Origin of the sequence: Exiguobacterium sp. s11, assembly GCF_018619015.1 — a bacterium.
Taxonomy (GTDB): Bacteria; Bacillota; Bacilli; order Exiguobacteriales; family Exiguobacteriaceae; genus Exiguobacterium_A; species Exiguobacterium_A indicum.
Window position 1 is genome coordinate 164,876 of record NZ_JACSNF010000002.1, and the last position, 25,510, is coordinate 190,385.

A 25,510-nucleotide genomic window follows, 5' to 3' on the forward strand; every position below is an offset into this window, starting at 1 on the left:
AACGTGATATTCAACGAAAGAATCCCATTTGCATTTTCGAATTCAGAACAGATTCAAGCATTCGTCGGTCCGAATGATGCAGTCTTACGTACGATGGAAGCAGAACTTGACGTTCAGCTTACGCATCGAGGAGATGAGCTGTTGGCACAATCCGAACAGGAGCAGTCTGTAATCTTAGCAGGACAGGTCGTAGGCGTCTTGAAACAACTTGTGAATCGTGGAGCTGTTTTGACGGAGCGTGACGCGACGAGCGCCATTCAACTGGCACGTCAAGATCGGGTGGATGAACTACTGGAACTTTACGATACGGTCATTCATACGAATCATAAAGGAAAACCACTTCGTGCAAAGACACTCGGTCAAGCACGTTACGTTCGGGGAATCGACCGCTGTGATTTGACATTTGGTATTGGACCAGCGGGAACTGGAAAAACGTATCTTGCTGTCGTGATGGCGGCAAAAGCGTTAAAGGAAGGTCACGTCAAACGACTTGTCCTGACGCGTCCAGCAGTAGAAGCAGGAGAAAATCTAGGATTCCTTCCAGGGGATCTGAAAGAAAAAGTCGATCCCTATCTACGTCCTCTATACGATGCGCTACATGACGTACTTGGTGTCGAACATACGGCTCGTCTGCTTGAGCGTGGCGTCATCGAGATCGCGCCGCTCGCTTACATGCGTGGACGGACACTTGAACATGCCTTCGTCATTCTTGATGAAGCGCAAAATACGACACGTGAACAAATGAAGATGTTCTTGACGCGTCTCGGATTCCATTCGAAGATGATCGTCACAGGCGATTTGACACAAGTCGATCTTCCGCGAGGAAAAACGTCTGGTCTACAAGAAGCGTTACATTTGCTCGGCAATGTCAAAGGGATTCATTTTGAGCACTTTGGCTCAGCGGATGTCGTGCGTCACCCACTTGTCCGAAAAATCGTTGATGCTTATAGTCAGGATTTGACCTAAGCCGTTACGAAAATAGATGGAAAAGGGGGAGATGATATGCGCAAGGTTGGGGTCTGGGTCGGGCTTTTGACAGTAGTATTCTATCTCGTCGTATCGACGATGATGTATGTCAGTGTTCGGCCAGAAGCCTTGTCCGCAGAACCATTCTCAATTGCAGAAGAAGATATCCGGTCACCCTTGACGATGGAGGACCGGGTTGCAACAAATCAAATCAAGGAAAATTCGGTTGCTGCAATCGAGAGTCAGTATACGATCAAACAAGAGTATGCAGCACAACAAATTGATAAAGTCGAACAACTTTTTGCGAGTTTGTCTGGTATCAAAAAAACAAATGAGATCGGTAAAATCAAACAGCGTCTGCGTGGAACGGAGGCGGCAACTCTTTTGAAGGATGATGAGTTACGCTTGCTTGTGACGTCGACGACAGCACTACGGAATACGACACGTGACGTCGTCATCACCGCGATTGAAGAAGCGATGCGTCAACGTATCTCGTCTGATGGTGGTGAAGTAGCGGAGGCACGTGAGAATGCGCGAACGGATATTGAACGTTCGCCACTGTCCTTTTCACTAAAAGCAGTCGCTAAAGCGATGACCGATCAACTGATCGTGACGAACTACGTCTATGATCCGGAAAAGACGGAACAGCTTCGTAAGCAGACGAGTGATAAAGTTGAACCAGTCATCATTTCAGAAGGCGAAGTGATCGTTAAACGAGGCGAAGTGATTTCACAAGATGCCTATCGTCAGCTACAATTAGTCGGCTTGATTTCTGATCGACAGTCGTTGAAACCGTTACTCGGGGCGATGCTTGTCAGTGCGTTGATGACTGCCTTTTTATTTGGATTCATTCACCGTTCAAAACTGCGATACGCTCAAATGGGGCGGATTCGATTATTCGGGCTTGTCTACCTCGTCGTCAGTCTACAATTACTCGTCATGTATGGTATGGCGTTCTTAGCAGACGACATCAATCCAGCATTTTACTTACTCACGCCGACCGCTTTTGCTGCGCTCGTCTTGCGCAATTTATTGAACGAACGGATTGCATTATCGAGTTCTCTGTTTACGGCGCTTGCCGGAACGTTCTTCTATAGTACGAACCAGAACTTCAGCTTCAATATCGCAATCTATTTATTGGTCGGTGGTTTAGTCGCAACGTTTTTCCTGCGCTCTAGTTTGTCACGACGTCGTATTTTCATGAGCAGTGTTTCGATTGCCGGAGCAAACATCGCGATTTTCTTAGCATTCGTCCTGTTACGAAGTGGTACGTTCGAACTACGAGAAACGCTGATTTTAATCGGTTTTGCGATTGCGAGTGGTATCTTGAGTGCCGTCCTAGCAATTGGACTATTGCCGTTTCTTGAGATGACGTTCGGTATTTTAGCACCGACCCGTCTACTCGAACTGTTGAACCCGACGCATCCGTTACTCAAAAAACTATTAGTTGAAGCACCGGGAACGTACCATCATAGTATGATGGTCGCGAACCTAGCAGAAACAGCCTGTGAAGCAATCGGAGCAGATGGCTTGCTTGCACGAGTCGGCGCCTACTATCATGATTTAGGGAAAACGCGACGACCGCTTTATTTCATTGAGAACCAGCATGGACGCAATCCCCATGATCGATTGACACCGGAAGAGTCGGCACGTGTCATCTTGGCACATACCGAGGATGGTGTTGAATTACTCGAAGACGCAAAACTGCCTGCAGCGATCATCGATATTTGCCGCCAGCATCATGGAACCTCTCTGCTGAGATACTTTTATGTCAAGGCAGCAGAACAAGGTGAGGTCGATGAGGAGACGTTCCGTTACACGGGTCCGAAACCACAAACTCGTGAAGCGGCGGTCATCATGATCGTTGACTCGATTGAAGCGGCAGTTCGTTCGATGAAAGCTCCTTCAGAAGAAGGAATTCGGGACTTGGTCGCGAAAATCATTCGTGAAAAGATGATGGATGATCAATTTGCGGAATGTGACATTACGACACGTGAGATTTATCGCGTTGGTGAAAGTGCGTGTCATACCTTATCCGGTTTGTTCCATGAACGAATCGAGTATCCAGAATTAAAGAAAGAGGCAACGACATGAATATTTATATGACAGACGAAAATAATCGTCTAACGGAAGAACAACGACAGCTTGTCGAATCGATTTTGATTTACACGGCGGAACAAGAAGAAGTCGATTCAAATAGTGAGTTGTCCGTGACTTTCGTCTCAAACGATGAGATTCAAGAAATCAATCGTGAATGGCGTGGAAAGGATCAGGCGACAGACGTCATTTCCTTTGCGATGGAAGAACTCGGAGAAGATGAAATCGATTTTGGATTGCTCGAAGACGAACCAATCGTCCTCGGCGATTTGATCATTTCCGTAGAACGGTGTCGTGAACAAGCGGCAGAGTATGGGAATCATTTTGAGCGAGAGCTCGGTTTCCTCGCTGTCCATGGTTTTCTCCATTTACTCGGATACGATCACATTGAAAAAGCAGATGAGGAAGTCATGACGAAGCGACAGGAGGAAATCCTGCATCACTTCGAGTTATATCGGGGCACATTGTGAAAAGCTGGTGGCAACCGTTTCGACATGCCATGAACGGATTGCGCCAATCGATTCGAGAAGAACGGCATATGAAAGTTCACGTGACAGTTGGTGCCATCGTGTTGCTTGTCGCCTTTCTATTACCCTTGACGTCTGTCGAGCGAGCGATCCTCTTCTTGACGGTCGGGATCGTCATCAGTGCCGAGATGTTCAATACAGCGTTTGAGCGCGTCGTTGATCTCGTGACGCAGGAATGGCATCCACTGGCAAAAGCAGTCAAGGATATTGCAAGTGGAGCTGTTCTTGTGTTGGCGCTTACATCTATTGCAATTGCACTATGCATCTTCATCCCATATTTGGTACAATAAGAATCCGGCCTTTTTGGCCAATACCGTTCCTAAGAAGGGGATACTCACATGAAAACAGAACAATTACTCGAACAAGCTAAACGTGCACGCGAAAAAGCGTATGTTCCATATTCGAAATTCCAAGTCGGTGCTGCTCTACTAACAAAAGACGGACAAGTCTTCCATGGTTGCAATATTGAAAACGCTGCATATGGTCTTTGTAACTGTGCAGAACGGACAGCAATCTTCTCTGCGTGGGCACAGGATGCGCGCGAGTATGCAGCGATGGCTGTCGTTGCGGACACGGAAGGACCGGTCGCACCGTGCGGACAATGCCGCCAAGTGCTATCAGAGATGTGTGACGCGGATATGCCAATCTATTTGACGAACCTTAAAGGGGATGTCACAGAAACAACAGTGGGTGCCCTCTTACCAGGAGCATTCACGAAAGGGGATTTACATGTTTAAAGAAGGATTCAAATCGGGCTTTGTCTCGATCATCGGACGCCCGAACGTCGGAAAATCGACATTCCTCAACCGTGTCATCGGACAAAAGATTGCCATCATGTCTGATAAGCCACAAACGACGCGAAACAAGATCCAAGGTGTCTATACGACAGAAGACGTTCAGACGATTTTCATCGATACACCAGGGATTCACAAACCAAAACATAAACTCGGCGACTTCATGATGAAGGTCGCGACGAACGCATTGCGTGAAGTTGATGCGATTTTATTCATGGTCAACGTGACGGAACCAAAAGGAAAAGGTGACGATTTCATCATTGAAAAATTGAAGGAACTCGATACACCCATCATCCTCGTCATGAATAAGGTCGATTTGATTCATCCGAATGATATTCCGCCAATCATCGAGTCATATAAAAATGAGCTCGAGTTTGCGGCAGTCGTTCCGATCTCTGCGCTTCAAGGTAACAACGTCGGACCGTTACTTGAAGAAATCGCGAAGATCTTACCGGAAGGACCGATGTATTATCCGGCGGATCAAGTCACTGACCACCCGGAGCGTTTCATCATCTCAGAGATGATTCGTGAGAAAGTCTTGCAAAAGACACGCGATGAAGTACCACACTCAATCGCGGTCGCGATTGATCAAATCAAGACGCGTGAGAATGGAAACATGGTCGATGTCCATGCGACGATCTTGATCGAGCGCGATTCCCAAAAAGGAATCATCATCGGTAAACGCGGAGCACTTCTAAAAGAAATCGGCTCCGAAGCACGAACGGACATCGAGATGTTACTCGGAACAAAAGTTTACCTGAACTTGTGGGTCAAAGTCCAAAAGGATTGGCGTAACAAGGCCGGTCAATTGCGTGAACTTGGCTTCCGCGATGACGAGTATTAAGCGATGATCGATAAGGCGGAAGGGCTTGTACTACGAACGGTCGTATACGGTGAATCGAATAAGATCGTCACGCTACTGACACGTGAATACGGCAAGCTCGCCGTCATGGCGCGAGGAGCGAAGAAGCCGGGTAGTCGTTTCAACGCGGCAAGCCAGCCTTTCGTTCGAGCCGTCTATATCTATCCACGGTCACGTGGTCTCGGTCAGTTAAAATCGGCAGACGTCATCACGAGCCACGCGCATATCCGGCAAGATGTCGTCTTGATGGCGTATGCGATGTATCTACTGGAGCTGGCAGATAAAGCGCTTGATGAACGAGTGCCGCAACCGGCACTCTATGATTTGTTCGTTGAAGGACTGGAGGCGATGGATGAAGGACTTGATCCCGACGTCGTCTCTTTCATCATCGAGTTGCGCCTGTTGCGTCATCTAGGGATTGCGCCGCACTTGAACGGCTGTACGATTTGCGGGAGTGCTGAAGCACCGTTTGCTTTTTCGTTACACCACGGCGGTCTACTCTGTCGCCGGCACCGTCATGAGGATGAACATGCCGTCTTTATGTCAGAGGCAGTCGCGAAGATGCTCTACGTGTTTTCCGTCTATGATTTCTCGCGAATCGGGACCGTGACGGTGAAGCCGGAAACGAAGCGTCTACTGCGTCAAATCATGGATGCTTATATGGAACGCTACAGCGGGTTACGCCTACGTTCAAAACGTGTCCTCGACCAGTTGATTGATTTCGGCAACGATTGACAGCAACAAGCGGGTTCGGTAGAATAAATGCGGTAGAAGCAACTAAATGAACACGATGACGAAAAGGAGTACCGTCTTTTTCTCAATCAAGCGATTCCAGGGTGGTGCGAGCTGGGAGTGAGAGGGGCGCGAATGGCGTTTCGGAGTGTTCTTTGTCAAAAAGAGTGGCATGCGATGCATGCAAGTAGGGTGGAACCGCGGGCTCGTCTCGTCCCTATGTGCAACGATTGTTGTACATAGGGGCGTTTTTTGCGTTCCTTAATCATTTCGGAGGTGAAAGTCGTGAAGATGACAGTACAAGACATGATCTTGACATTACAAAAATTTTGGGCAGAACAAGGCTGCTTGACGATGCAAGCATACGACGTAGAAAAAGGAGCCGGTACGATGAATCCGATGACGTTCTTACGGAGTCTCGGACCAGAACCATGGAACGTTTGTTATACAGAACCATCACGCCGTCCGGCTGACGGTCGTTACGGGGAAAACCCGAACCGTCTGTATCAACACCATCAATTCCAAGTCATCATGAAACCATCACCTGACAACATTCAGGAATTGTACTTACAAAGTCTCGAGTTGCTCGGTATCAACCCACTCGAACATGATATCCGTTTCGTAGAGGATAACTGGGAGAACCCGACATTCGGTGCTGCAGGTCTCGGCTGGGAAGTATGGCTGAACGGAATGGAAATCACGCAATTCACGTATTTCCAACAAGTCGGTGGAATCGAGTGTAATCCGATCGCAGTCGAGATCACTTATGGAATCGAGCGTCTTGCGTCGTACATTCAAGACGTTGAGAGTGTCTTTGATCTCGTTTGGACGGATGGCTTCAAATACGGTGATATCTTCTATCAACCGGAGTTCGAACATTCGAAGTATACGTTTGAAACGTCAGATGTCGCCTTACTCTTCACGTTGTTCGATCAATATGAAAAAGAAGCGAATCGCGCCTTGGACGAGAACCTCGTTTTCCCAGCGTATGATTACATCTTAAAATGTTCACATACCTTTAACCTTCTTGACGCGAAGGGGGCGATTTCCGTCACGGAACGTACAGGATTCATCCATCGTGTCCGGAACATGTCGCGCCGTTGTGCGCAAAGTTTCATCGAAGAACGGGAACGTCTTGGCTTCCCATTGATCAAGTCGAAAGCAGGTGAGTCACATGCATGAATTATTACTTGAAATCGGTTTAGAAGAGATGCCGGCTCGATTCGTCCTTCAATCCGAAACACAACTCAAGGAACGCGTGACGCGTTTCCTTGAAGAAGCTCGGATTGAGTTCACAAGCGTCGAATCCTTCTCGACACCACGTCGTCTTGCAGTGTATGTCAAAGGTCTCGCAGCACGTCAAAGTGACCTCGAAGAGACATTAAAAGGACCAGCAAAACGTATCGCGATGGACGAAGCAGGGAACTGGACGAAAGCAGCCGAAGGGTTTGCGCGTGGTAAAGGGTTAACGACGGACGATCTCTTCCTTGGAGAAGAAAAAGGAGTCGAGTATCTCTATGCGACACGTAAGGAAGTCGGACAAGCGACAGCCGATCTACTTCCTGGACTAAAACAAGTCGTCGAAGCGATGACATTCCCGAAAAACATGCGTTGGAGCACACAATCGTTACGTTACATGCGTCCGATTCGTTGGTTGATTGCCCTGCTTGACGATCAAGTCATCCCGTTTGAAGTCGCATCCGTCGAAACGGGTCGGACATCACGTGGACATCGTTTCCTTGGGCAGGACATCACGATCCTGCGTCCGAACGCTTATGTTGAAGCGCTCGCAGGAGAAAACGTCATCGTCAGTTATGAAGCACGTCGTCAATTGATCGAAGAACAAATCGCAGCGCTTGCGGCACGCGAACAATTCGAAGTGCCGATTGATGCGTCTTTACTTGAAGAAGTCACGAACCTCGTCGAGTATCCGACAGCCTTGTTCGGTGCATTCGATGAAGCGTATCTTGAGTTACCAGAAGAAGTCTTGATCACGACGATGAAAGAACACCAACGTTACTTCCCGGTCAAACGTGACGGTGCGTTGCTCCACTATTTCGTCACGGTACGAAACGGAAACGCAACACATCTTGAAAACGTCGCACGCGGAAACGAAAAAGTCATCCGTGCCCGTTTAGCCGATGCGCAGTTCTTCTATGAAGAAGATAAAAAAGCAGATATCGATGAACAGGCGAAACGTCTTGATAAAATCGTCTTCCATGAAAAATTAGGAACGACAGGCGAAAAAGTCCGTCGCGTCCGTCAGATGGCACTCGCACTTGCAGATCGTGTCGGTGCAGACAAAACACGTGTCGAACGTGCAGGACAGATCTATAAATTCGACCTCGTCAGTCAAATGGTCTATGAATTCACAGAATTGCAAGGTCTGATGGGTGAGCGGTATGCGAACATGAAGAATGAGGATCCGGAAGTCGCGGCTGCGATTCGTGAACATTACATGCCACGCTTCGCGGGGGATGCAAGTCCGGAAACACCGACAGGAACACTCTATGCGATTCTCGATAAGATGGACAGCGTCGCTGGATTCTTTGGTGTCGGTATGATTCCAAGTGGATCAGCGGATCCGTACGCATTGCGTCGTCAAGCACAAGGGATTGTTCAGGTTTTATCAGATCGCAAGTTGAATCTGACATTGACTGAATTGATTGCCTTCGTCGTTTCAGAACAGGTGGCAGCAGGTCTTTACGCGAAGGATGCCGAAGAAGTCCAATCTGCATTACAAGACTTCTTTGCACAACGCTTGAAATACCGTCTATCGGAAATGAACTTCCGTCATGATGTCGTCGAAGCCGCTCTTGATCATACGTTGACAGTCGAAGCGAATGAGCAACGTGCTGCAATGCTTGAAAGTGCGACGAAAAAAGAATCGTTCAAGAAAACGGTCGAACAACTCAGCCGTGTCTTAAACATCTCGAAAAAAGCAGAAGACGTCACAACTGTTAATCCAGCGCTCTTTGAAAATGATGCGGAACGCGCGTTGCATGAGGCGATTGAGAAGACCTTACCAGAGGTTGATCAAGCAATCGCGTCACTTGATTATGAACGAGCGCTTGAGGCACTTGATGCAACCGTTCCGTCGATTACAGCCTACTTCGACGGTACGATGATCATGACGGACGACGAAACAGTCCGTACGAACCGTCTTAGCGAAATGAAACGATTTGCGCAAGCCATCGAATCAGTCGCCCGGTTCAATGCACTTACTTTAGCGTAAAGAAAAAGGACGGATGAGCCGATGAAGTTAAATGAACGGCAAAAAAAGATACTCCAAATCGTCAAAGAGAATGGTCCGATCACGGGAGAGCAGATTGCTTCTGCACTCTCCCTGACACGGGCGACATTACGACCCGATTTGTCGATTTTAACGATGACCGGCATGCTAGAAGCGCGTCCACGTGTCGGCTATATGTACGTTGGAAAGAAAAATGCGTCCATGCTTCATGAGAAACTCGACACCTTGACCGTCGGCGAATTCATGTCGTCGGCAAAGGTCATTCATGAAGGGATGACCGTATACGATGCGATCGTTCACTTATTCCTTGAAGATGTGGGTTCGCTGTTCGTCGTCAGTAAGGACCATGCGTTAGTCGGTGTGTTGTCACGTAAGGATTTTCTACGTGCGGCAATCGGTAATCAAGAATTAGATACGTTACCGGTCAACATCATCATGACACGGATGCCGAATTTGACGGTCTGTGAAAAATCGGAAACGTTGATTGGTGCCGGCATGAAACTGATCGAAAAGCAGATTGATTCAATGCCAGTCGTCGAAGAGGAGAACGGCGTCTTGAAAGTCGTGGGTCGAATGACGAAGACGAACATGACGAAAGTGTTGGTCGCTTTAGCACGTGATGAAGAAATTTAAGGAGGGTTCCTGATGCGTCAACGGATTTATGTCGTGAGTGACTCTGTCGGAGAGACGTGTGAACTCGTCGTCCGCGCAGCTGCAATCCAATTCCCGGAACAAGCCATCGAAACGGTCCGCATTCCGTTCGTCGATGATGATCAAGTCATTTATGACTTGGTTCTTCATGCGAAAGAAGAACAAGCGACAATCGCTTTCACGATCGTTCATGCGACCCATCGTCGTCTGCTTGCAGACACAGCTCGCGCCCACGGTGTTAAAGCGATTGATCTACTTGGTCCATTGCTTGACACGATGGAAGATCGCTTGCAGATGCAACCGAAGGAAGAGCCAGGGTTAATCTATCGCCTAGATGAGGAGTATTTCCGAAAAATCGAAGCGGTTGAATTTGCTGTCAAGTATGACGATGGACGTGATCCAAAAGGTATCAAACGTGCGGATATCGTCTTGATCGGGGTGTCGCGTACATCAAAGACACCACTTTCGCAGTATCTGGCTTTGAAGCGATATAAAGTAGCGAACGTACCACTCGTACCTGAATCGATCCCGCCAGCGGAGCTATTCGATATTCCAAAAGAAAAATGTTTTGGACTACTCATCTCACCGGAAAAGTTGATCGACATCCGAATGGAACGCCTGCGTTCATTAGGACTCAAACCAGAAGCAGCATACGCGCAGATGGACCGAATCAACCGGGAACTCGAATACGCACGGAATTTATACGAACGAATCGGTTGCCAAGTCATCGACGTGACGAATAAAGCAGTCGAGGAAACGGCAAACCTGATTTTGACCGGAATTTCCGGGAAGGCGCATGACTAGTCAAGCAGTCAGGAACATAGTATACTTGTTTAGCTGATAAATGAGATAATGCCCTTTTTCTAATGAAACGGAACGAGTCATCGTTCCGTTTCATTGCGGGTATGGTCATGTAAGGATAAGTTCTCAAGGAAAGGGGAGAGGACGGAATGAAGCGAATTCCTGATGAAATCGTCGATCAGGTCCGCCAAGCAACGGACATCGTCGAATTGATTTCAGAACGTGTAGAATTAAAAAAACAAGGGAATCGATATTCAGGGCTTTGCCCGTTTCATTCTGAGAAATCACCTTCCTTTTCTGTTTCTCCTGATAAAGGGATGTACTACTGTTTTGGATGTGGTGCAGGTGGAAACGCAATCACTTTCGTCATGGAAACAGAAGGAATGAGTTTCAAGGAAGCGGTCTCTAAATTAGCTGATCGAAGCGATGTCACACTTCCGGAACTGGAGCCGGATCGATTCGAACAATCGGAATCGACACCCGAACAGGAAAAGAAGTTCCGGATGCGCGAGGCACATCGGATCGTCACCGAGTTGTATCATGAGGTGTTGATTCAAACGGAAGCAGGCGACGCGGGACGAATCTATTTAGAGAATCGTGGTATCCGTGAAGGTGCGATGCGTGAGTTCCGACTCGGGTATGCACCGGATCAAGATCGTTTTACAGTGGATTCCTTGGCACGACGTGGGTTTGATTTAGATGAGATGGTCGAAGCGGGATTGATTTCAATCGGACGCGATGGCGATTATCGAGATCGATTCAACGGTCGAGTCGTATTTCCTATCTCCGATCGTGATGGCACGATCGTCGGATTTAGTGGACGTTCGATTGATGGTCGTGATCCGAAGTATGTCAATACAGCGGAAACACCTTTGTTCAATAAAAGTGAACTGTTATTCGGATTCGCTCAAGCACGAGGAGCGATGCGCAAAATCAAACAAGTCGTCCTCGTTGAAGGGAATCTTGATGTTGTGCGTGTCGCTCAAGCGGGTATACCTTATACGGTAGCCTCTTTAGGAACAGCCTTAACACCGGTTCATGCCCAAAACCTAGCACGTATCGTCGATGAAGTCATTATTTGTTATGACGGAGACAAGGCAGGACGCGCTGCGACGTTAAAAGCCCTACAGTTGCTTGAAGCCGTTGCCGTCGACTGTTCCGTCATCCGTTTACCGGATGGCGAAGACCCGGATTCCTTCATTGGGAATCAGGGCGAAGAGACGTTTTTACACTGGATTGAACAAGAACGGGTTTCAAGTCTTGAATTCAAATCTTTTTATTTTCGACAAGGAAAAAACTTGCGATTAGAAGGAGAACGCGTTCGATATATTGAAACTATGCTTGAAGAGATTGGTCGAACATCCAATCCGTTGTTACGGGACATTTATTTAGGAAAACTTTCTGAGGAATTCAAACTCTCGAAAGACTCCTTGATCGCACAAGTGCGTCCAACCGTCCAACAACCGAAGAGAGAACAAATCGTTTCCGATCGCCCAGCTGCTCTACCGACAGCACCTCCTGACCGAACGTTCGCGAACTGGAAGAAGGCAGAACGCTTCTTGCTTGCCTACATGATCCGTTCAGAAGAAGTATGTCTTGAAGTGCGAGAGCAACTAGGTGTCCAATTCAATGATCCGGCACACCAATTGATTGCCGGCAAGCTATATGAATTTTACGGAGCAGGTACGCAAGGAAGTCCTGATCGTTTTTTGACGATGTTGCACGACGCCTCTTTGCAACGAATCGTAGCGGATTTAGAGTTCATGCTAATGCCTGAATATGATCCTGATTTACTCAGTCACTACATTCGTGCCGTCCAAAATGAACAGCAACGTCGGTTGTTAGAAGAAGAAAAGTCACGATTGAATCAACAAACAGATATCCGTGCTCAAGCGGAGCTGATGCAGGCGATCATAGAACGGAAGCGTCGTTTAAAAGATCGATGACCTGCTGCATGATGTGGAAGGAGTGTATGGTTCGATGGCAGAAAAAGCAAGATCAGAAGCTGAATTACTCCGTCTCGCGAAAGAGGAACTCATCGCGCTCGGACATAAAAATGGTGAATTGTCACACCAAAAGATCGAAGACAAACTAAGTTCGTTCGAATCAATGGATGCTCAGCAATTCGAGGAATTCCTTCAATTGCTTGAAACAGAAGGTATCAAGGTCAACAATGACGGTACAGGGGACGAAAAAGAAGAGGCGGATCTAAACGATTTGTCTGTTCCTCCTGGTGTCAAGATCAATGACCCTGTCCGGATGTATTTAAAAGAAATTGGTCGCGTTGATTTGTTAAATGCAGAAGATGAAGTCGAACTTGCTAAACGAATCGAACAAAACGATGAAGAAGCAAAAAAACGATTGGCGGAAGCAAACTTACGTCTCGTCGTTTCGATTGCGAAGCGTTATGTCGGACGCGGTATGTTGTTCCTTGATTTGATTCAAGAAGGCAACATGGGTCTGATCAAAGCGGTCGAGAAATTCGACTATACGAAGGGATATAAATTCTCGACGTATGCAACATGGTGGATTCGTCAGGCAATCACACGTGCGATTGCTGACCAAGCGCGGACAATCCGAATTCCGGTTCACATGGTTGAGACGATCAATAAATTGATTCGTGTCCAGCGTCAACTCTTGCAAGATCTCGGACGTGAACCATCACCGGAAGAGATTTCAAAAGAGATGGAAATCACGCCAGAAAAAGTCCGTGAAATCCTGAAGATTGCGCAAGAGCCGGTTTCTCTTGAAACTCCAATCGGGGAAGAGGATGATTCACATCTCGGAGATTTCATCGAGGACCAAGATGCGACAGCACCACAAGATGCTGCAGCATACGAACTCTTGAAAGAACAACTCGAAGATGTGTTAGATACACTGACGGATCGTGAAGAAAACGTCCTCCGTCTTCGTTTTGGTCTTGACGATGGTCGGACACGGACACTTGAAGAAGTCGGGAAAGTATTTGGTGTTACACGTGAACGAATTCGTCAAATCGAAGCAAAAGCACTTCGGAAATTACGTCATCCGAGTCGTTCGAAACGCCTGAAAGATTTCCTCGATTAATTCAAAGTGTGAAGAATATATGAAATTTTAGTGGGAAGGAAGAAAAAAGTTTCGTTTTTTTCTTCCTTCCCTGTTTTTTTTACAGTAGAATAGTAACGGGGAATACCATTCAGTCACCAACTTGGTTGGGTATAGAATATGGGGGGAATCCAAATGCGTAATCCATTAGTACCGTTCGCGGCGATCGCAGTCATCGCCATCATCGCTATGATTTCATTGTCTTACTTTGGGGTCGATCAGGTGAAGGAAGCTCGCAAAGGGCCGTCAACTGCAGAAATGAAGCCAGAAGACTTGTTTGCATCTAAAGGATGTACAGGATGTCACGGTGGAAACTTAGAAGGCGGAACAGGTCCGAACTTAACAAAGATCGGCGCGAAGCTGAAAGAAGATGAAATTAAGAACATCGCAATGAACGGTAAAGGGCAAATGCCTGGCGGTCTTGCGAATGACGAAGAAGCAGCTGTTCTAGCCAAATGGTTAGCTGCTAAGAAATAAGAACAAGGGCATCTATCTCGTTACGAGATGGATGTTTTTTTGTGGTGTATGGTATCTTTTTTAGCGTAAATCCGCTATTTTTAAAAGAGAGTTTTTCGGAAAATAGGAAGGATGAAGATGATGCAAATGAACGTCGTATTGGATCAACGACTCCAAAAAGTCGTGTCGTATATTCCACAAGGAGCTATCCTCGCAGATATTGGATCAGATCATGCATTCGTACCATGTTTTTGTATCCAGCAACAGAAAATCGAACGCGCGATCGCGGGAGAGGTAAACGAAGGACCGATGGAAGCGGCAAAAGGACAAGTGGCGCTTGTCGGGCTCGAGTCACAAATCGATGTCCGCCTTGGAAGTGGACTATCGGTTTTAAAGCCGGGCGAAGCAACAGCGATTACGATTGCAGGAATGGGCGGAACACTGATTGCCTCAATCCTTGAAGAAGGCAAAGATCGGCTGTCGGGGGAGGAACGTTTGATCCTTCAACCAAATGTTGATGCAGTCGATGTTCGGAAGTGGTTGCTGACGAATTCATATGCGTTATTGTCTGAAGCCATCGTCGAGGAGAACGGAAAGATCTATGAAATTCTCGTTGCAGAACGTGGAGATGAAACACTGTACTCAGAGGACGAAACAACACGTCAGTGGGAATTGTTCTTTGGACCACAGTTAATGCGGGAACGTGCACCAGAATTCATTGAAAAATGGCAGATTGAAAAACAAAAGCGAGAGTATATCCTAGCTCAGATGAAACAAGGACAAGCAACGGAGGTTTTATCTGAAAAAATCGAAGCCATCGAACGATTGATTCAAAAGATGGAAGAGGTGACGAACTAATGGCGAATGGGAACCATGTCATTGAGCAGTTTGAAGCATTTGCTCCGAAAAAATTCGCACTCGAAGGTGATCCGATTGGTCTACAAATCGGAACATTGAACAAGGACGTCAAACGTGTGCTCGTGACACTTGATGTCTTGGAGTCTGTCGTCGATGAAGCGATTGAAAAGAAGGTCGATCTCATCATCGCGCATCATCCACCGATTTTTAGTAAATTAGCAAATGTGACGGATCGTTCTGCAACAGGACGGATCGTCACAAAATGTATCAAACACGATATTGCGGTGTATGCTGCACATACGAACCTTGACGTAACACCAGGCGGGGTCAATGACTGGATGGCAGATGCGCTTAGTCTTGAGTCTTGTGAAGTACTAGCACCGACGTTTGAAAACACGCAATATAAACTAAGTGTCTATGTACCGACCGAGGCTGTAGAGCGCGTTTCAACAGCCCTTGCACAAGCGGGAGCAGGAAAAGAAGGAGACTACAGTGATTGTCAATTCCACGTCGATGGAACAGGTCAATTCCGACCGTTGACGGAAGCTACCCCGTATATCGGTGAAGCAGGGCGACTCGAACGCGTTTCAGAAGTCCGAATCGAAACGATCGTCACGGAACTGAATCAGAAACAAGTCATTCGAGCGATGAAACAGGCTCATCCATATGAGGAAGTCGCCTATGATCTCATTCGCCAAGAACGCCCGGCAACATCACTTGGTCTTGGACGGATTGGTCGGTTACCGGAAGCAATGACGTTACGAGAATTTGCAGAACATGTTCGCGATGCGTTTGGTGTACAAAACTTACGCTTCGTCGGAGACGAATCGCGCCATATCCAAAAAGTAGCGGTCCTTGGTGGTGACGGCAATAAGTACGTCTCGACTGCAGCATTTGCAGGAGCAGATGTCCTTGTGACAGGAGATCTCTATTTCCATGTAGCGCATGATGCGATGGCACTTGGACTAGCAGTCGTCGATCCGGGACATCATGTGGAGTCGGTCATGAAAGAAGGCGTCGTCAACGAATTAAGCAAACGATTCAAAGAGAAGAAGATAGATGTGGAACTCATCGTCTCGACAGCCAATACGAATCCCTTTCATTTTTTGTGATATGTAAAGTAAAAAATGAGATAAAACACCGGACGGCGATGATTCGCTGTCCGGTGTTTGTTATTACTTCTATCATATTCAGGTTAAAGGACTTTTACTTTTGGTAAAATCCGTCGTAGTTCAAGGAATGGTGTCTTGTCATGTGTACTGATGTCTGATGGATCATATTGCTGTAAGAAATCAATGACCTTTTTCGTGATTGGTGTTGGTGTTGATGCACCTGATGTGACACCAACTTGCTGTACACCTTTAAGCCATGATAGATCGAGTTCTGTTAAATCACCAATCCGATGCGCTGGAGTTCCTGCGATATCGAATGATACTTGTGCCAATCGGTTCGAGTTGTTAGAACGTGGATCACCGACGACGATGACAAGGTCACAATCTCCTGCTTGATCAGCCACCGCTTCTTGCCGGACTTGTGTTGCGTTACAGATTTCATTGTGTACTTCTACATGCGGATACTTTTTACGCACGTGTTCCATCAAAGCTTGGACATCCCATTGGCTCATCGTCGTCTGATTCGTGACGATGATTTTTTTATGAGCGAGCTGAGGCGGGAGTTCATCGATATCTTCGACTTTTTCGATGAGGTGCACATGCTCTGGTGCTACACCGACTGCACCTTCAGGTTCCGGGTGTCCATGTTTGCCGACGTAGATGACTTCATAATCATCCGCGACGACTTGTCGAATCAAATCGTGTGTACGCGTCACGTCAGGACATGTTGCATCGACGACGTGCAGATTTTTTTCGGCGGCGCGTGCATAAACAGCAGGCGAAATACCATGCGCTGTAAAAATGACAGTTCCTTCTTGAATCGTCTCAAGTGCTTCGAGGCGATCGGGACCATCGACTGTGATGACACCCATACTTTCGAATTCACGTGTGACATGAGCATTGTGAACGATCATACCAAGAATATGAATCGGGCGTGGCAAGTCTTTATTCAATGCCGCTTGTTGTGCAAGTTTCATTGCATCGACGACACCGTAACAATAGCCGCGGGGGCTGATTTTTTTTACTAGCATAGTTGTAGATTCTCCCTTTGTGAAAAAGAATGATTAGTTAGAGTGTACCATTGTTTAGACGGGAATGAAAATAGAGGAGTCTGTTTCAGAAACAGAACATGGTATACTAATGAAGTTGCAATTATTTAATAAGGGGGCGAAAGGGTGGAGTCTAAGAAAATGATGCGGTCGTATTTTTTTCAAATCACCGCCATCTTATTCATCCTGTTATGTCTTGTCATTTCAGCGCTTGCCTTTACTGCGGATCGAGTCACGATTTCACGAGTCGAACAGCAAACGGAAAAGCAGAGTGAGAAAAGTGTCGAAGTTTCTGGAAACGCGATCCGTGATAACATTGGGAATTTACATGAGGAAATCATGAGTTTGCAGTTAAACGTCGAAAATCCTGATAAGCTAAGTCGAAAAATTGAAGAATCAAATCTTCTTGATATTGATACTGGATTTAAAAGTCTTTTTTATTTTGACAGAAAGACGAAACAGATTACTTGGTTCTCAAGTGAAGATCGTCGCGTACCAGATAGTACGATAGTAAAGGATGATGATTTTCTACAAACTCTGACAAGTACGGATTTTCATATGAGTAAGCTGTACTCAATGGAATCAGATGCCGTCACATATATGTTCGTGCCAGTTCGAGATGGTAACGAACGTGTAGGTGTGTTTGGTGGTGGACTAAGTGCGATGAATTCAATCATTTTCCGGAAATCATTAGAATCTTTTGATGATCAAACGATTGCCTATTTATTTAATAGTAAAAAAGAATTGCTAGCAACGTCGAGTAATCTTGTGACAGACGAAGAACGACTATTGTCGAGAAGTGTGATCGATCGTGCATTTCAATCCGTCGAACCATCTGAAATCTTTAGTACGAATCAAGATATGTATTACTTTGCAAAAGATTTAAAGGTGACGGATTGGAAAATTCTCGTTCGAACGCCGCGAAACGTTTTTTATGAACCTGTCTACACGACACGGCAGCAGTATTTGATCATCGCCGCTTTGACGCTCGTCCTTAGTCTGATTGTTGGCTATTTAATGTCACGACAATTGACATCTCCTTTACTTGAGCTTGTTCATAAAATTGAGAAAAGTAGTTCCCCGAAACCGATCGTCCTTGAACGTGCCGGATCAAACGAAGTGAAGACATTGGTCGCTGCTTATAATGAATACTCACAGCGAATGGAACATGCGCGACTTGAGCAGTTAAGTCAACAGCAAACCATGTTGCAGCAAGAGAAGCTAGCGTCACTTGGTCAATTAGCGGCGGGCATTGCTCATGAGATACGTAATCCATTAACACCAGTCAAAATGACCTTACAGTTATTAGCCGCAGAAAAGGATCGAGATACAGAGATGTTGATGTTAGCTTTATCTGAGCTTGATCGAGCGAACGGCATGATTCAGACGATGCTTGATTTATCCAAAGGCGAGAACAATGCGCTTCAAAAAACGACGATTGATATGAATGATTTAATGAAGAAGCTGACATATATCTTAGAAGCGGAAGCTCATCTTTACGAAGCGGATTGTAAAATTTATACACCTTCCTTTATGCCAAAGATTCATGCATCAGAAGAGGGGATTTTGCAGATTTTAGCAAACTGTGTTCGAAATGCCCTTCAAGCTGTCGCGTTTAAAGGGCCAGATGGGATTTGTCATTTGCATGTGCATATCTATCCGGAAGAGGTTGTCTTCATCATCCAAGATAATGGTGTCGGAATGGACGGTGATCAGATTGATCATGTTGGTCAAGCATTCAAGACGTCAAAAGTGGATGGAAATGGTCTTGGACTGTTCATGTCAAAACAAATCGTACGCGATCACAAAGGGAAGATGATTTTTGACAGTAAACCTGGAGTTGGCACAACGATTCAAGTTCACTTACCTCGAAAGGAGAAAACGGAATGAAATTCAATAAAGCGTGGCTATTCGTCTTAGTCATTTGGATATCATCCGTTCTTCTTATATCCAATATGTTCGTGAATACGGATTCGAATCCGCGTCGTCATCTCATCGGTTTTACGATCGTCAATGATAAACATGAATTTGCGCAGCGGCTCGTTGATGCGTTCAAGACACAAGCGAAACTGAATAAATATGAAGCAGTCGTCGCGACGTCGCATAATTCACGCATTAATGAAAGAGAGCAGATTGAAGAATTCATTCGAATGAAAGTGGATGCAATTTTCGTTACCACACTCGACGATGTTTACATCGCTGAATCTTTAGAAAAAGCTGCCAAAGAAGATATCCCTGTTTTTGCGATCGATCGATTGATTCGCTCCGATGCAGTCGTCAGTTCGATTACCTCAAATAATCAATTGATTGGTGAACAACTTGCATCATTCATCAAACACGAACGCATCAAGCAGACGGGACGAGCCACCGCTAATATCATTGAAGTCGCAGGTACGGCAAACGTCAACACGACGAATGAACGACACCGGGGATTTTTGACTGGTCTTGAGCGGGAGTCGGATCTGAAAATCGTCGAATCCGTGAATGGAGATTACGACCCCGTCACTTCAGAACAGGTCATGACACAGGTGATTGAGTCGGGAATTCCGTTTGATGCAGTCTATTGTCACAATGACGATATCGCGCTAGGTGTCCTCGAAGCATTGAAAAAAGCAGGGATCAAAGGAAAAATAATTGTCGGCATAGACGGGAATCGTGCTATATTAGAAGCTGTTGACATGAAATCGATGGATGCGACGGTCGTCCAGAGTGCTGATGAGATGATGAAAGTCGCCTTCAGTGCATTGAAGCTTCATACGAAAAACAAAAAGATTCCAACTCGTTTTTATACGTACTCCTATCTGTATGACGGTAGTAGACCCATAACCATGTTGAACTAATCGAGAGGCAGAAGCCTCAGCAAATAAGGAAAGGACGGTGTCAATTCATGAATGGATTCAGCCATTATCAATTACACCCGTTCGTCATCGAAGCACTCGATGACGCCCGCATCACAAAACCGACCGACATTCAGTCGCGGATCATCCCAGCTGCAGTAAAGGGACGCGATATCATCGGTCAATCACAAACAGGAACAGGAAAAACGTTATCGTTCCTTCTTCCAATCGTTCAAAACGTCGATCCAAAGCTTCAAGAATTACAAGCCATCATCGTTGCTCCAACGCGCGAACTTGCATGGCAAATTCATGAAGAACTGAAATCGTTACTCGTGAAGGAACCAGACTTCATCAAGACGAGTCTTATTACAGGTGGAATGGATCGCGAACGTCAAATCGGTCGTGTGAAAGTCTCGCCCCAAATCGTCATCGGAACACCAGGACGTATTTTAGACCTATTCAAAGAACAGGCTTTAAAACCGCATTTCGTGAAGCACTATGTCATCGATGAAGCGGATCAAATGCTCGACATGGGCTTCTTGCCAGAAGTTGACCGGATTGCGCAAGCTCTTCCAGAACAGCTTCAGATGATGGTCTTCTCAGCAACGATTCCTGAGAAATTGCAACCGTTCTTGAAAAAATATATGAATAACCCGCGTTATGCGCATGTGGATCCAAAACAACAGACAGCGAAGAAAATCGTTCATCATACGATTCCGGTCAAACATCGTGAGCGCTCACAATTGACGTTGAAAGTCGCGAAAGCGTTAAACCCTTATATCTGTTTAATTTTTACGAATACAAAAGCAGAAGCAATCGAAGTCGAAGCTTTGTTCCTAGAAGCAGGACTGAACGTTGGTTCTCTTCACGGAGATCTTCCAGCACGTCGCCGTAAGCAAGCCATCAAAGAAATCAACGATGCGAAGTATCAATATGTCATCGTGACGGATCTTGCTGCACGCGGAATTGATATTTCAGGTGTCTCGCACGTCATTAACCACGGCATTCCAAAAGATTTAGACTTCTACGTCCACCGTGTCGGTCGGACAGGTCGTGTCGATCAAGATGGATTGGCATATACACTGTTTGAAGATCACGAGAACGGCATGATCAATCGTTTAGAGGACCGTGGCATTCAATTCACAAACGTTGATGTCAAAGGAACTCAAATCGTCGAAGTCAAAGAACGTCGCCGTGCGAAGCCGCACATGAAGACTGCCGTCTCGAAGACAGCACATAGCCGTCTTTCGGGTGAAGCAGCAAAAGCGAAAAAACGTGTTAAACCAGGTTATAAGAAGAAACATCAATACAAGCTGAAAGAAACAGCAAAACGTGAACGCATCAAAGAACAACGTGGTGTCGGTCGCGCGCAACGTAAAGAAAACGCACGCAAATCAAAATAATTCCATTGATGACACCCGTGAAATGAAAAAACATTTTTCGGGTGTCTTGTCGTTTTCAAGATTTGGTACACTGTAAAAAGAGAAAGGTGGAAAAGAACATGAAAATAGGTTCACACGTCTCCGTTTCGGGGAAAAAAATGCTATTAGGTGCAAGTAAGGAAGCGGCATCTTACGGTGCAACGACGATGATGGTCTATACAGGAGCACCTCAAAATACACGCCGTAAGCCGATGGAAGAGTTACGGATTCAAGAAGCATTGCAACATATGAGCGCTAATGGAATAGAGGAAATCGTCGTGCATGCGCCGTATATCATCAACTTAGGGAATACGACGAAACCCGAGACATTCGAACTCGCCGTTTCGTTTTTAGCAGCAGAAATTAAACGAGCAGAAGCGCTTGAAAAGGCGCAACACATCGTATTACATCCTGGTGCGCATGTAGGTGCTGGGGAAGAAATCGGAATCAAACGGATCGTCGAAGGACTCAATGAAGTACTGACAGGTGACGAACAGGTCAAGATCGCGCTTGAGACGATGGCTGGAAAAGGATCGGAAATCGGAAAAACTTTTGAGGAACTTGCTCAAATCATCGAAGGCGTCACACATCATGATCGTCTGTCCGTCTGTCTCGATACATGTCACGTGCATGATGCAGGATACGATATCGTGCACGACTTAGATGGTGTCCTTGAACAATTCGACCGGATCGTTGGACTGGATCGTCTTGGTGTCATCCATGTGAATGACTCAAAGAATATCCGTGGTGCTCGAAAGGACCGTCATGAAAATATTGGTTTTGGTGAGATTGGATTTGATGCCTTACATCGTGTCGTGCATCATCCTGCTCTGGCACATTTACCGAAAATCTTAGAGACGCCATACATTGGTCTCGATCCAAAGAAAAAAGTGGCACCGTATAAACAAGAAATCGATATGTTACGTTCGGGTGCGTTTGATGCAGACTGGCGTCTACCGATTCTAGGAGCACCAGTCGAATAACTCATAAAGGGGTGTCTGTGATGTGTCATATACTCGTCGTCGATGAGACTAGTTTTGCGATACGACAAGCTGTTGTCCACTACTATGAAACAAAGGAACCGTTTTATTTGCCGGCAGAACTGGTAGAGGGAGAAGAAGTGTTTCTTGCGACGACTGACGGTATCATGGCGTATGCTGAAGCCTTGTTCACCGAGTATACGACACGTCCAGAAGATCCATTTTGGTTGACGAATGCTGACGACTCAGAAGGGTCATATGTGTGCCTTGATCTCATCAGTGTGGATTTACGTCATCCCTTACTTGGACGACCACTCGATCAACTTGGTCTTAAAACTGGACCGGTCGAAGGAGTGTTTCGCACGCGTCTGCTTGATTCATGGCAGTATGGGTATTTCGAAACGGATGTACTGACACTCGAACAATCTAAACAACGTCGAATCGAGCGCTTCAAGGAGCGAAATCATCTGGAACAAGTCGCGCGTCAATGTATGCATTGTGAGGAGTCTAGGCAGTCGTTACTTGAATGGCATTTGACACCAGAAGGATATCAGACGGTTTGCCCGACCTGCCATCGATGGTTACATCAACAGATGCTTCATGCTGTAGATACGGCAGCAGCCACGGAAGAAAGTGAATGAAAGCTCTGCTTTTCCTGATCTTGGTCAGGAAAGCAGAGTTTTTTTATTAAGACGGACATATCTAGTTGATTCATTTGTTGAATTCCTATGTAACTAAGGAATCGATGGTGTTATAATCAGGAATGATAATTGTTATCAATGAATGAAAAGATAAATGGGGGAGCAGCTATGATGGATTTAGCTACGGTTCCAATGAACCAGCCTGTCGTGATGACGAACATGAATCACATCGATGATCGATTACGTCGGCGGTTACTCGCGCTTGGTTTTTATGAAGGGTGTCCGATCATCGTGCGACGAAAAGCGATATTTCAAGGTCCTATGACAATCGAACAGCAGGATCATCACCAAATGGTTGCCATCCGCCGCAGAGATGCAAAACGAATCGAGGTGTATGTCCCATGACGACGCAACGTATTGCCTTGCTCGGAAATCCGAACACTGGAAAAACGTCTTTGTTTAATCGGTTGACGAATTCCTATGCTCATGTTGGGAACTGGTCGGGAGTTACAGTAGATAAAAAAATTGGACAGTTGCGTGGCGATCGTGGGCAATTGATTGATTTACCGGGTGTATATGACTTAGATCCATTGTCTGCGGATGAAGCAGTCGTCGCCCGATTTTTAATGGAGGAGTCGTTTGACTCGATGATCAACATCATCGATGCGTCACAGCTCGAGCGAAATCTACAATTAACCGCCCAGTTGCTTGAAATCGGAAAACCGCTTCAAATTGGGCTGAACATGATGGATGTAGCCGATCATCGTGGAATGAAAGTTGATCCAATGCGTTTAGCAAACGTCTTACACGTTGACGTTTTCCCCATCGTTGCCCGCACGGGTGATGGGTGTGATGTATTATTATCTTCCTTAGAACAAAAACCACATCCTGTCCTTCGAATTGATTATGGTTCAGAGACCGAGCAGGCGATTGAGGATATCCTCGAAATCGTCGATATGCCGGAGATGGAACGGTGGATGGCTGTTCAATATTTAGCGGGGAATCGTGTTTTTGTTGACGTGTTAGAGCAACGGACACCACAGATCGCAACGATTCGTAAACAGCTAGAACAACAGCTAGGACGATTCGTTCATGCGCATATCACGGAATGTCGTCGACACTGGGCAGTGGCGACGAGGGCAGCTGTCGTAACGGAAGAACAGACGACAAGAACGAACTGGACAGAACGGATTGATGCCATCGTCACACATCCGATTTTAGGATTACCCATTTTCTTTGCGATTCTTTATCTTTTGTTCCATGTGACGTTCAACTGGATTGGATCGCCAATGTCGGATTTACTGGATGGATTCATCGCTGGACCACTCTCCAAAGGGCTCGTCAGTTTGTTGAGTACGCTTGGTGCCTCACAGTTCATTCAAGATTTACTTGTTGAAGGTGTCGTGGCTGGGGTTGGTGGGGTACTTGTATTCGTCCCGCAAATCTTCGTCCTCTTTTTCTTCATCTCATTTTTGGAGGATTCGGGTTACATGGCACGTGTCGCAATCGTCATGGATCGATTCATGCAGATGGTCGGATTAAACGGAAAAAGCTTCATTCCAATGATTATCGGCTTCGGTTGTAATGTGCCAGGAATCATGGCTGCTCGTTCTGTAGAAGAAGAACGGGAGCGCTTAGTGACGATTTTTATCTCGCCATTCATGTCTTGTTCTGCTCGTTTACCGATTTACGCTGTTTTTGCGGGAAGCTTCTTTGCGACGAATCAGGCACTCGTCGTTTTATCGCTCTATATCCTTGGAATCGTACTGGCGCTCATTGCAGCAAAAGTCTTTTCGAAAGTGTTAGCTGCTGAAGATGCGACGAGCTTATTTTTGGTCGAACAACCACCATACCGGATTCCGCAAGGGTTAACGCTATGGCGGAGTACATGGCAAAAAGGAAAAGGGTTTGTTCGAAAGGCGGGAACGTTCATCTTCGGTGGATCAGTCGTCATTTGGTTGCTCGCCTATACAGGACCTGGTGGACTGGACGTCAATATGAATGATAGTTTTCTTGCGATGATTGGCGGCGTCATTGCCACTGTGCTCGTACCGCTTGGATTCGGAACATGGCAGGCGGGTGCTGCCCTTATTACCGGATTTCTTGCGAAGGAAGTGGTTGTCTCAACGATGGCAATCATTTATGCTGTCAATGAATCGGAACTGGGACGTCATATCGCGCAACAGTTCACACCGCTCAGCGCGTATAGTTTCATGGTCTTCGTCTTGCTTTACGTCCCGTGCTTAGCAACGGTCGCTGTCATTCGTCGCGAAGTCGGAAGTGCGAAGTGGACGTGGATTGCTAGTTTATATGGCTTATTCGTTGCTTACGGGGTGGCGTTCATCATTTATCAAACAGGACATTGGTTGGGATTCGCTTAAGGGGGAGA

General features: G+C 46.3%; 24 protein-coding genes. 23 read left to right on the forward strand and 1 reads right to left on the reverse strand.

Going from position 1 to position 25,510, the window contains the following annotated elements; all coding sequences use genetic code 11:
• Positions 1–3: 3 nt before the first annotated feature.
• From KNQ12_RS08480 to KNQ12_RS08555, 16 genes are all read left to right on the forward strand, one after another.
• Positions 4–966, forward strand: coding sequence for a PhoH family protein (locus tag KNQ12_RS08480; protein WP_023467492.1), 963 nt, complete (start codon positions 4–6; stop codon positions 964–966).
• A gap of 36 nt (positions 967–1,002) precedes the next feature.
• A complete protein-coding gene (locus KNQ12_RS08485; RefSeq protein WP_055966923.1) occupies positions 1,003–3,060 on the forward strand; it encodes an HD family phosphohydrolase in 2,058 nt (685 codons plus the stop codon).
• The gene (ybeY, locus tag KNQ12_RS08490) at positions 3,057–3,533 is read left to right on the forward strand and encodes an rRNA maturation RNase YbeY (protein ID WP_029341033.1); all 477 of its coding nucleotides are present in this window, start codon (positions 3,057–3,059) and stop codon (positions 3,531–3,533) included. Before KNQ12_RS08485 ends, ybeY begins: the two co-directional genes overlap by 4 nt.
• Positions 3,530–3,880, forward strand: coding sequence for a diacylglycerol kinase (locus KNQ12_RS08495; protein ID WP_058265082.1), 351 nt, complete (start codon positions 3,530–3,532; stop codon positions 3,878–3,880). The genes ybeY and KNQ12_RS08495 overlap by 4 nt, the downstream gene beginning before the upstream one ends.
• Before the next feature lie 48 nt (positions 3,881–3,928).
• Entirely contained in the window at positions 3,929–4,327 is a 399-nt protein-coding gene (locus KNQ12_RS08500) for a cytidine deaminase (RefSeq protein ID WP_023467498.1), read from the forward strand.
• Positions 4,320–5,228, forward strand: coding sequence for a GTPase Era (gene era, locus KNQ12_RS08505; RefSeq protein WP_023467500.1), 909 nt, complete (start codon positions 4,320–4,322; stop codon positions 5,226–5,228). Before KNQ12_RS08500 ends, era begins: the two co-directional genes overlap by 8 nt.
• Before the next feature lie 3 nt (positions 5,229–5,231).
• Positions 5,232–5,981 carry a DNA repair protein RecO gene (gene recO / locus KNQ12_RS08510; protein ID WP_023467502.1) on the forward strand — a complete coding sequence of 250 codons (750 nt, stop codon included), beginning with the start codon at positions 5,232–5,234 and terminating at the stop codon, positions 5,979–5,981.
• 288 nt (positions 5,982–6,269) lie between these two features.
• Entirely contained in the window at positions 6,270–7,160 is an 891-nt protein-coding gene (gene glyQ / locus KNQ12_RS08515) for a glycine--tRNA ligase subunit alpha (protein ID WP_029341034.1), read from the forward strand.
• Positions 7,153–9,213, forward strand: a complete 2,061-nt coding sequence (gene glyS / locus KNQ12_RS08520) for a glycine--tRNA ligase subunit beta (RefSeq protein ID WP_214747531.1) — start codon at positions 7,153–7,155, stop codon at positions 9,211–9,213. Before glyQ ends, glyS begins: the two co-directional genes overlap by 8 nt.
• 21 nt (positions 9,214–9,234) lie before the next feature.
• Positions 9,235–9,864, forward strand: a complete 630-nt coding sequence (gene ccpN, locus KNQ12_RS08525; protein WP_023467507.1) for a transcriptional regulator CcpN — start codon at positions 9,235–9,237, stop codon at positions 9,862–9,864.
• A 12-nt stretch (positions 9,865–9,876) separates the two neighbouring features.
• Positions 9,877–10,686, forward strand: a complete 810-nt coding sequence (locus KNQ12_RS08530; protein ID WP_047396410.1) for a pyruvate, water dikinase regulatory protein — start codon at positions 9,877–9,879, stop codon at positions 10,684–10,686.
• 146 nt (positions 10,687–10,832) lie between these two features.
• Positions 10,833–12,629, forward strand: coding sequence for a DNA primase (dnaG, locus tag KNQ12_RS08535; protein WP_023467510.1), 1,797 nt, complete (start codon positions 10,833–10,835; stop codon positions 12,627–12,629).
• A gap of 34 nt (positions 12,630–12,663) precedes the next feature.
• A complete protein-coding gene (gene rpoD, locus KNQ12_RS08540) occupies positions 12,664–13,749 on the forward strand; it encodes an RNA polymerase sigma factor RpoD (protein WP_023467512.1) in 1,086 nt (361 codons plus the stop codon).
• Positions 13,750–13,902: 153 nt separating this feature from the next.
• Positions 13,903–14,244: a cytochrome c550 gene (cccA, locus tag KNQ12_RS08545; protein ID WP_023467513.1), complete on the forward strand. Its 342-nt coding sequence runs from the start codon at positions 13,903–13,905 to the stop codon at positions 14,242–14,244.
• 117 nt (positions 14,245–14,361) lie between these two features.
• Positions 14,362–15,081 carry a tRNA (adenine(22)-N(1))-methyltransferase gene (locus tag KNQ12_RS08550; protein WP_326937793.1) on the forward strand — a complete coding sequence of 240 codons (720 nt, stop codon included), beginning with the start codon at positions 14,362–14,364 and terminating at the stop codon, positions 15,079–15,081.
• Positions 15,081–16,193, forward strand: coding sequence for a Nif3-like dinuclear metal center hexameric protein (locus KNQ12_RS08555; protein ID WP_214747535.1), 1,113 nt, complete (start codon positions 15,081–15,083; stop codon positions 16,191–16,193). Before KNQ12_RS08550 ends, KNQ12_RS08555 begins: the two co-directional genes overlap by 1 nt.
• Positions 16,194–16,276: 83 nt before the next feature.
• On the opposite strand, the gene KNQ12_RS08560 is transcribed toward KNQ12_RS08555, so the two are convergent.
• Positions 16,277–17,224: a 4-hydroxy-3-methylbut-2-enyl diphosphate reductase gene (locus KNQ12_RS08560; protein WP_214747538.1), complete on the reverse strand. Its 948-nt coding sequence runs from the start codon at positions 17,222–17,224 to the stop codon at positions 16,277–16,279.
• Positions 17,225–17,368: 144 nt separating this feature from the next.
• On the opposite strand from KNQ12_RS08560, the gene KNQ12_RS08565 reads away from it, so the two are divergent.
• The 7 genes from KNQ12_RS08565 (at position 17,369) to feoB (ending at position 25,502) form a co-directional block, all read left to right on the forward strand.
• Entirely contained in the window at positions 17,369–19,132 is a 1,764-nt protein-coding gene (locus tag KNQ12_RS08565) for an ATP-binding protein (protein WP_214747540.1), read from the forward strand.
• Entirely contained in the window at positions 19,129–20,082 is a 954-nt protein-coding gene (locus KNQ12_RS08570; protein ID WP_035398353.1) for a sugar ABC transporter substrate-binding protein, read from the forward strand. The genes KNQ12_RS08565 and KNQ12_RS08570 overlap by 4 nt, the downstream gene beginning before the upstream one ends.
• 47 nt (positions 20,083–20,129) lie before the next feature.
• Positions 20,130–21,482 (forward strand): DEAD/DEAH box helicase, encoded by a 1,353-nt coding sequence (locus KNQ12_RS08575; protein ID WP_023467520.1) that lies wholly within the window; start codon positions 20,130–20,132, stop codon positions 21,480–21,482.
• A 98-nt stretch (positions 21,483–21,580) separates the two neighbouring features.
• Positions 21,581–22,483 carry a deoxyribonuclease IV gene (locus tag KNQ12_RS08580; protein ID WP_214747543.1) on the forward strand — a complete coding sequence of 301 codons (903 nt, stop codon included), beginning with the start codon at positions 21,581–21,583 and terminating at the stop codon, positions 22,481–22,483.
• 20 nt (positions 22,484–22,503) lie between these two features.
• The gene (locus tag KNQ12_RS08585) at positions 22,504–23,121 is read left to right on the forward strand and encodes a hypothetical protein (RefSeq protein WP_058712879.1); all 618 of its coding nucleotides are present in this window, start codon (positions 22,504–22,506) and stop codon (positions 23,119–23,121) included.
• A gap of 168 nt (positions 23,122–23,289) precedes the next feature.
• A complete protein-coding gene (locus KNQ12_RS08590; RefSeq protein ID WP_214747546.1) occupies positions 23,290–23,526 on the forward strand; it encodes a FeoA family protein in 237 nt (78 codons plus the stop codon).
• Positions 23,523–25,502, forward strand: coding sequence for a ferrous iron transport protein B (feoB, locus tag KNQ12_RS08595; protein WP_214747549.1), 1,980 nt, complete (start codon positions 23,523–23,525; stop codon positions 25,500–25,502). The genes KNQ12_RS08590 and feoB overlap by 4 nt, the downstream gene beginning before the upstream one ends.
• Positions 25,503–25,510 lie beyond the last annotated feature (8 nt).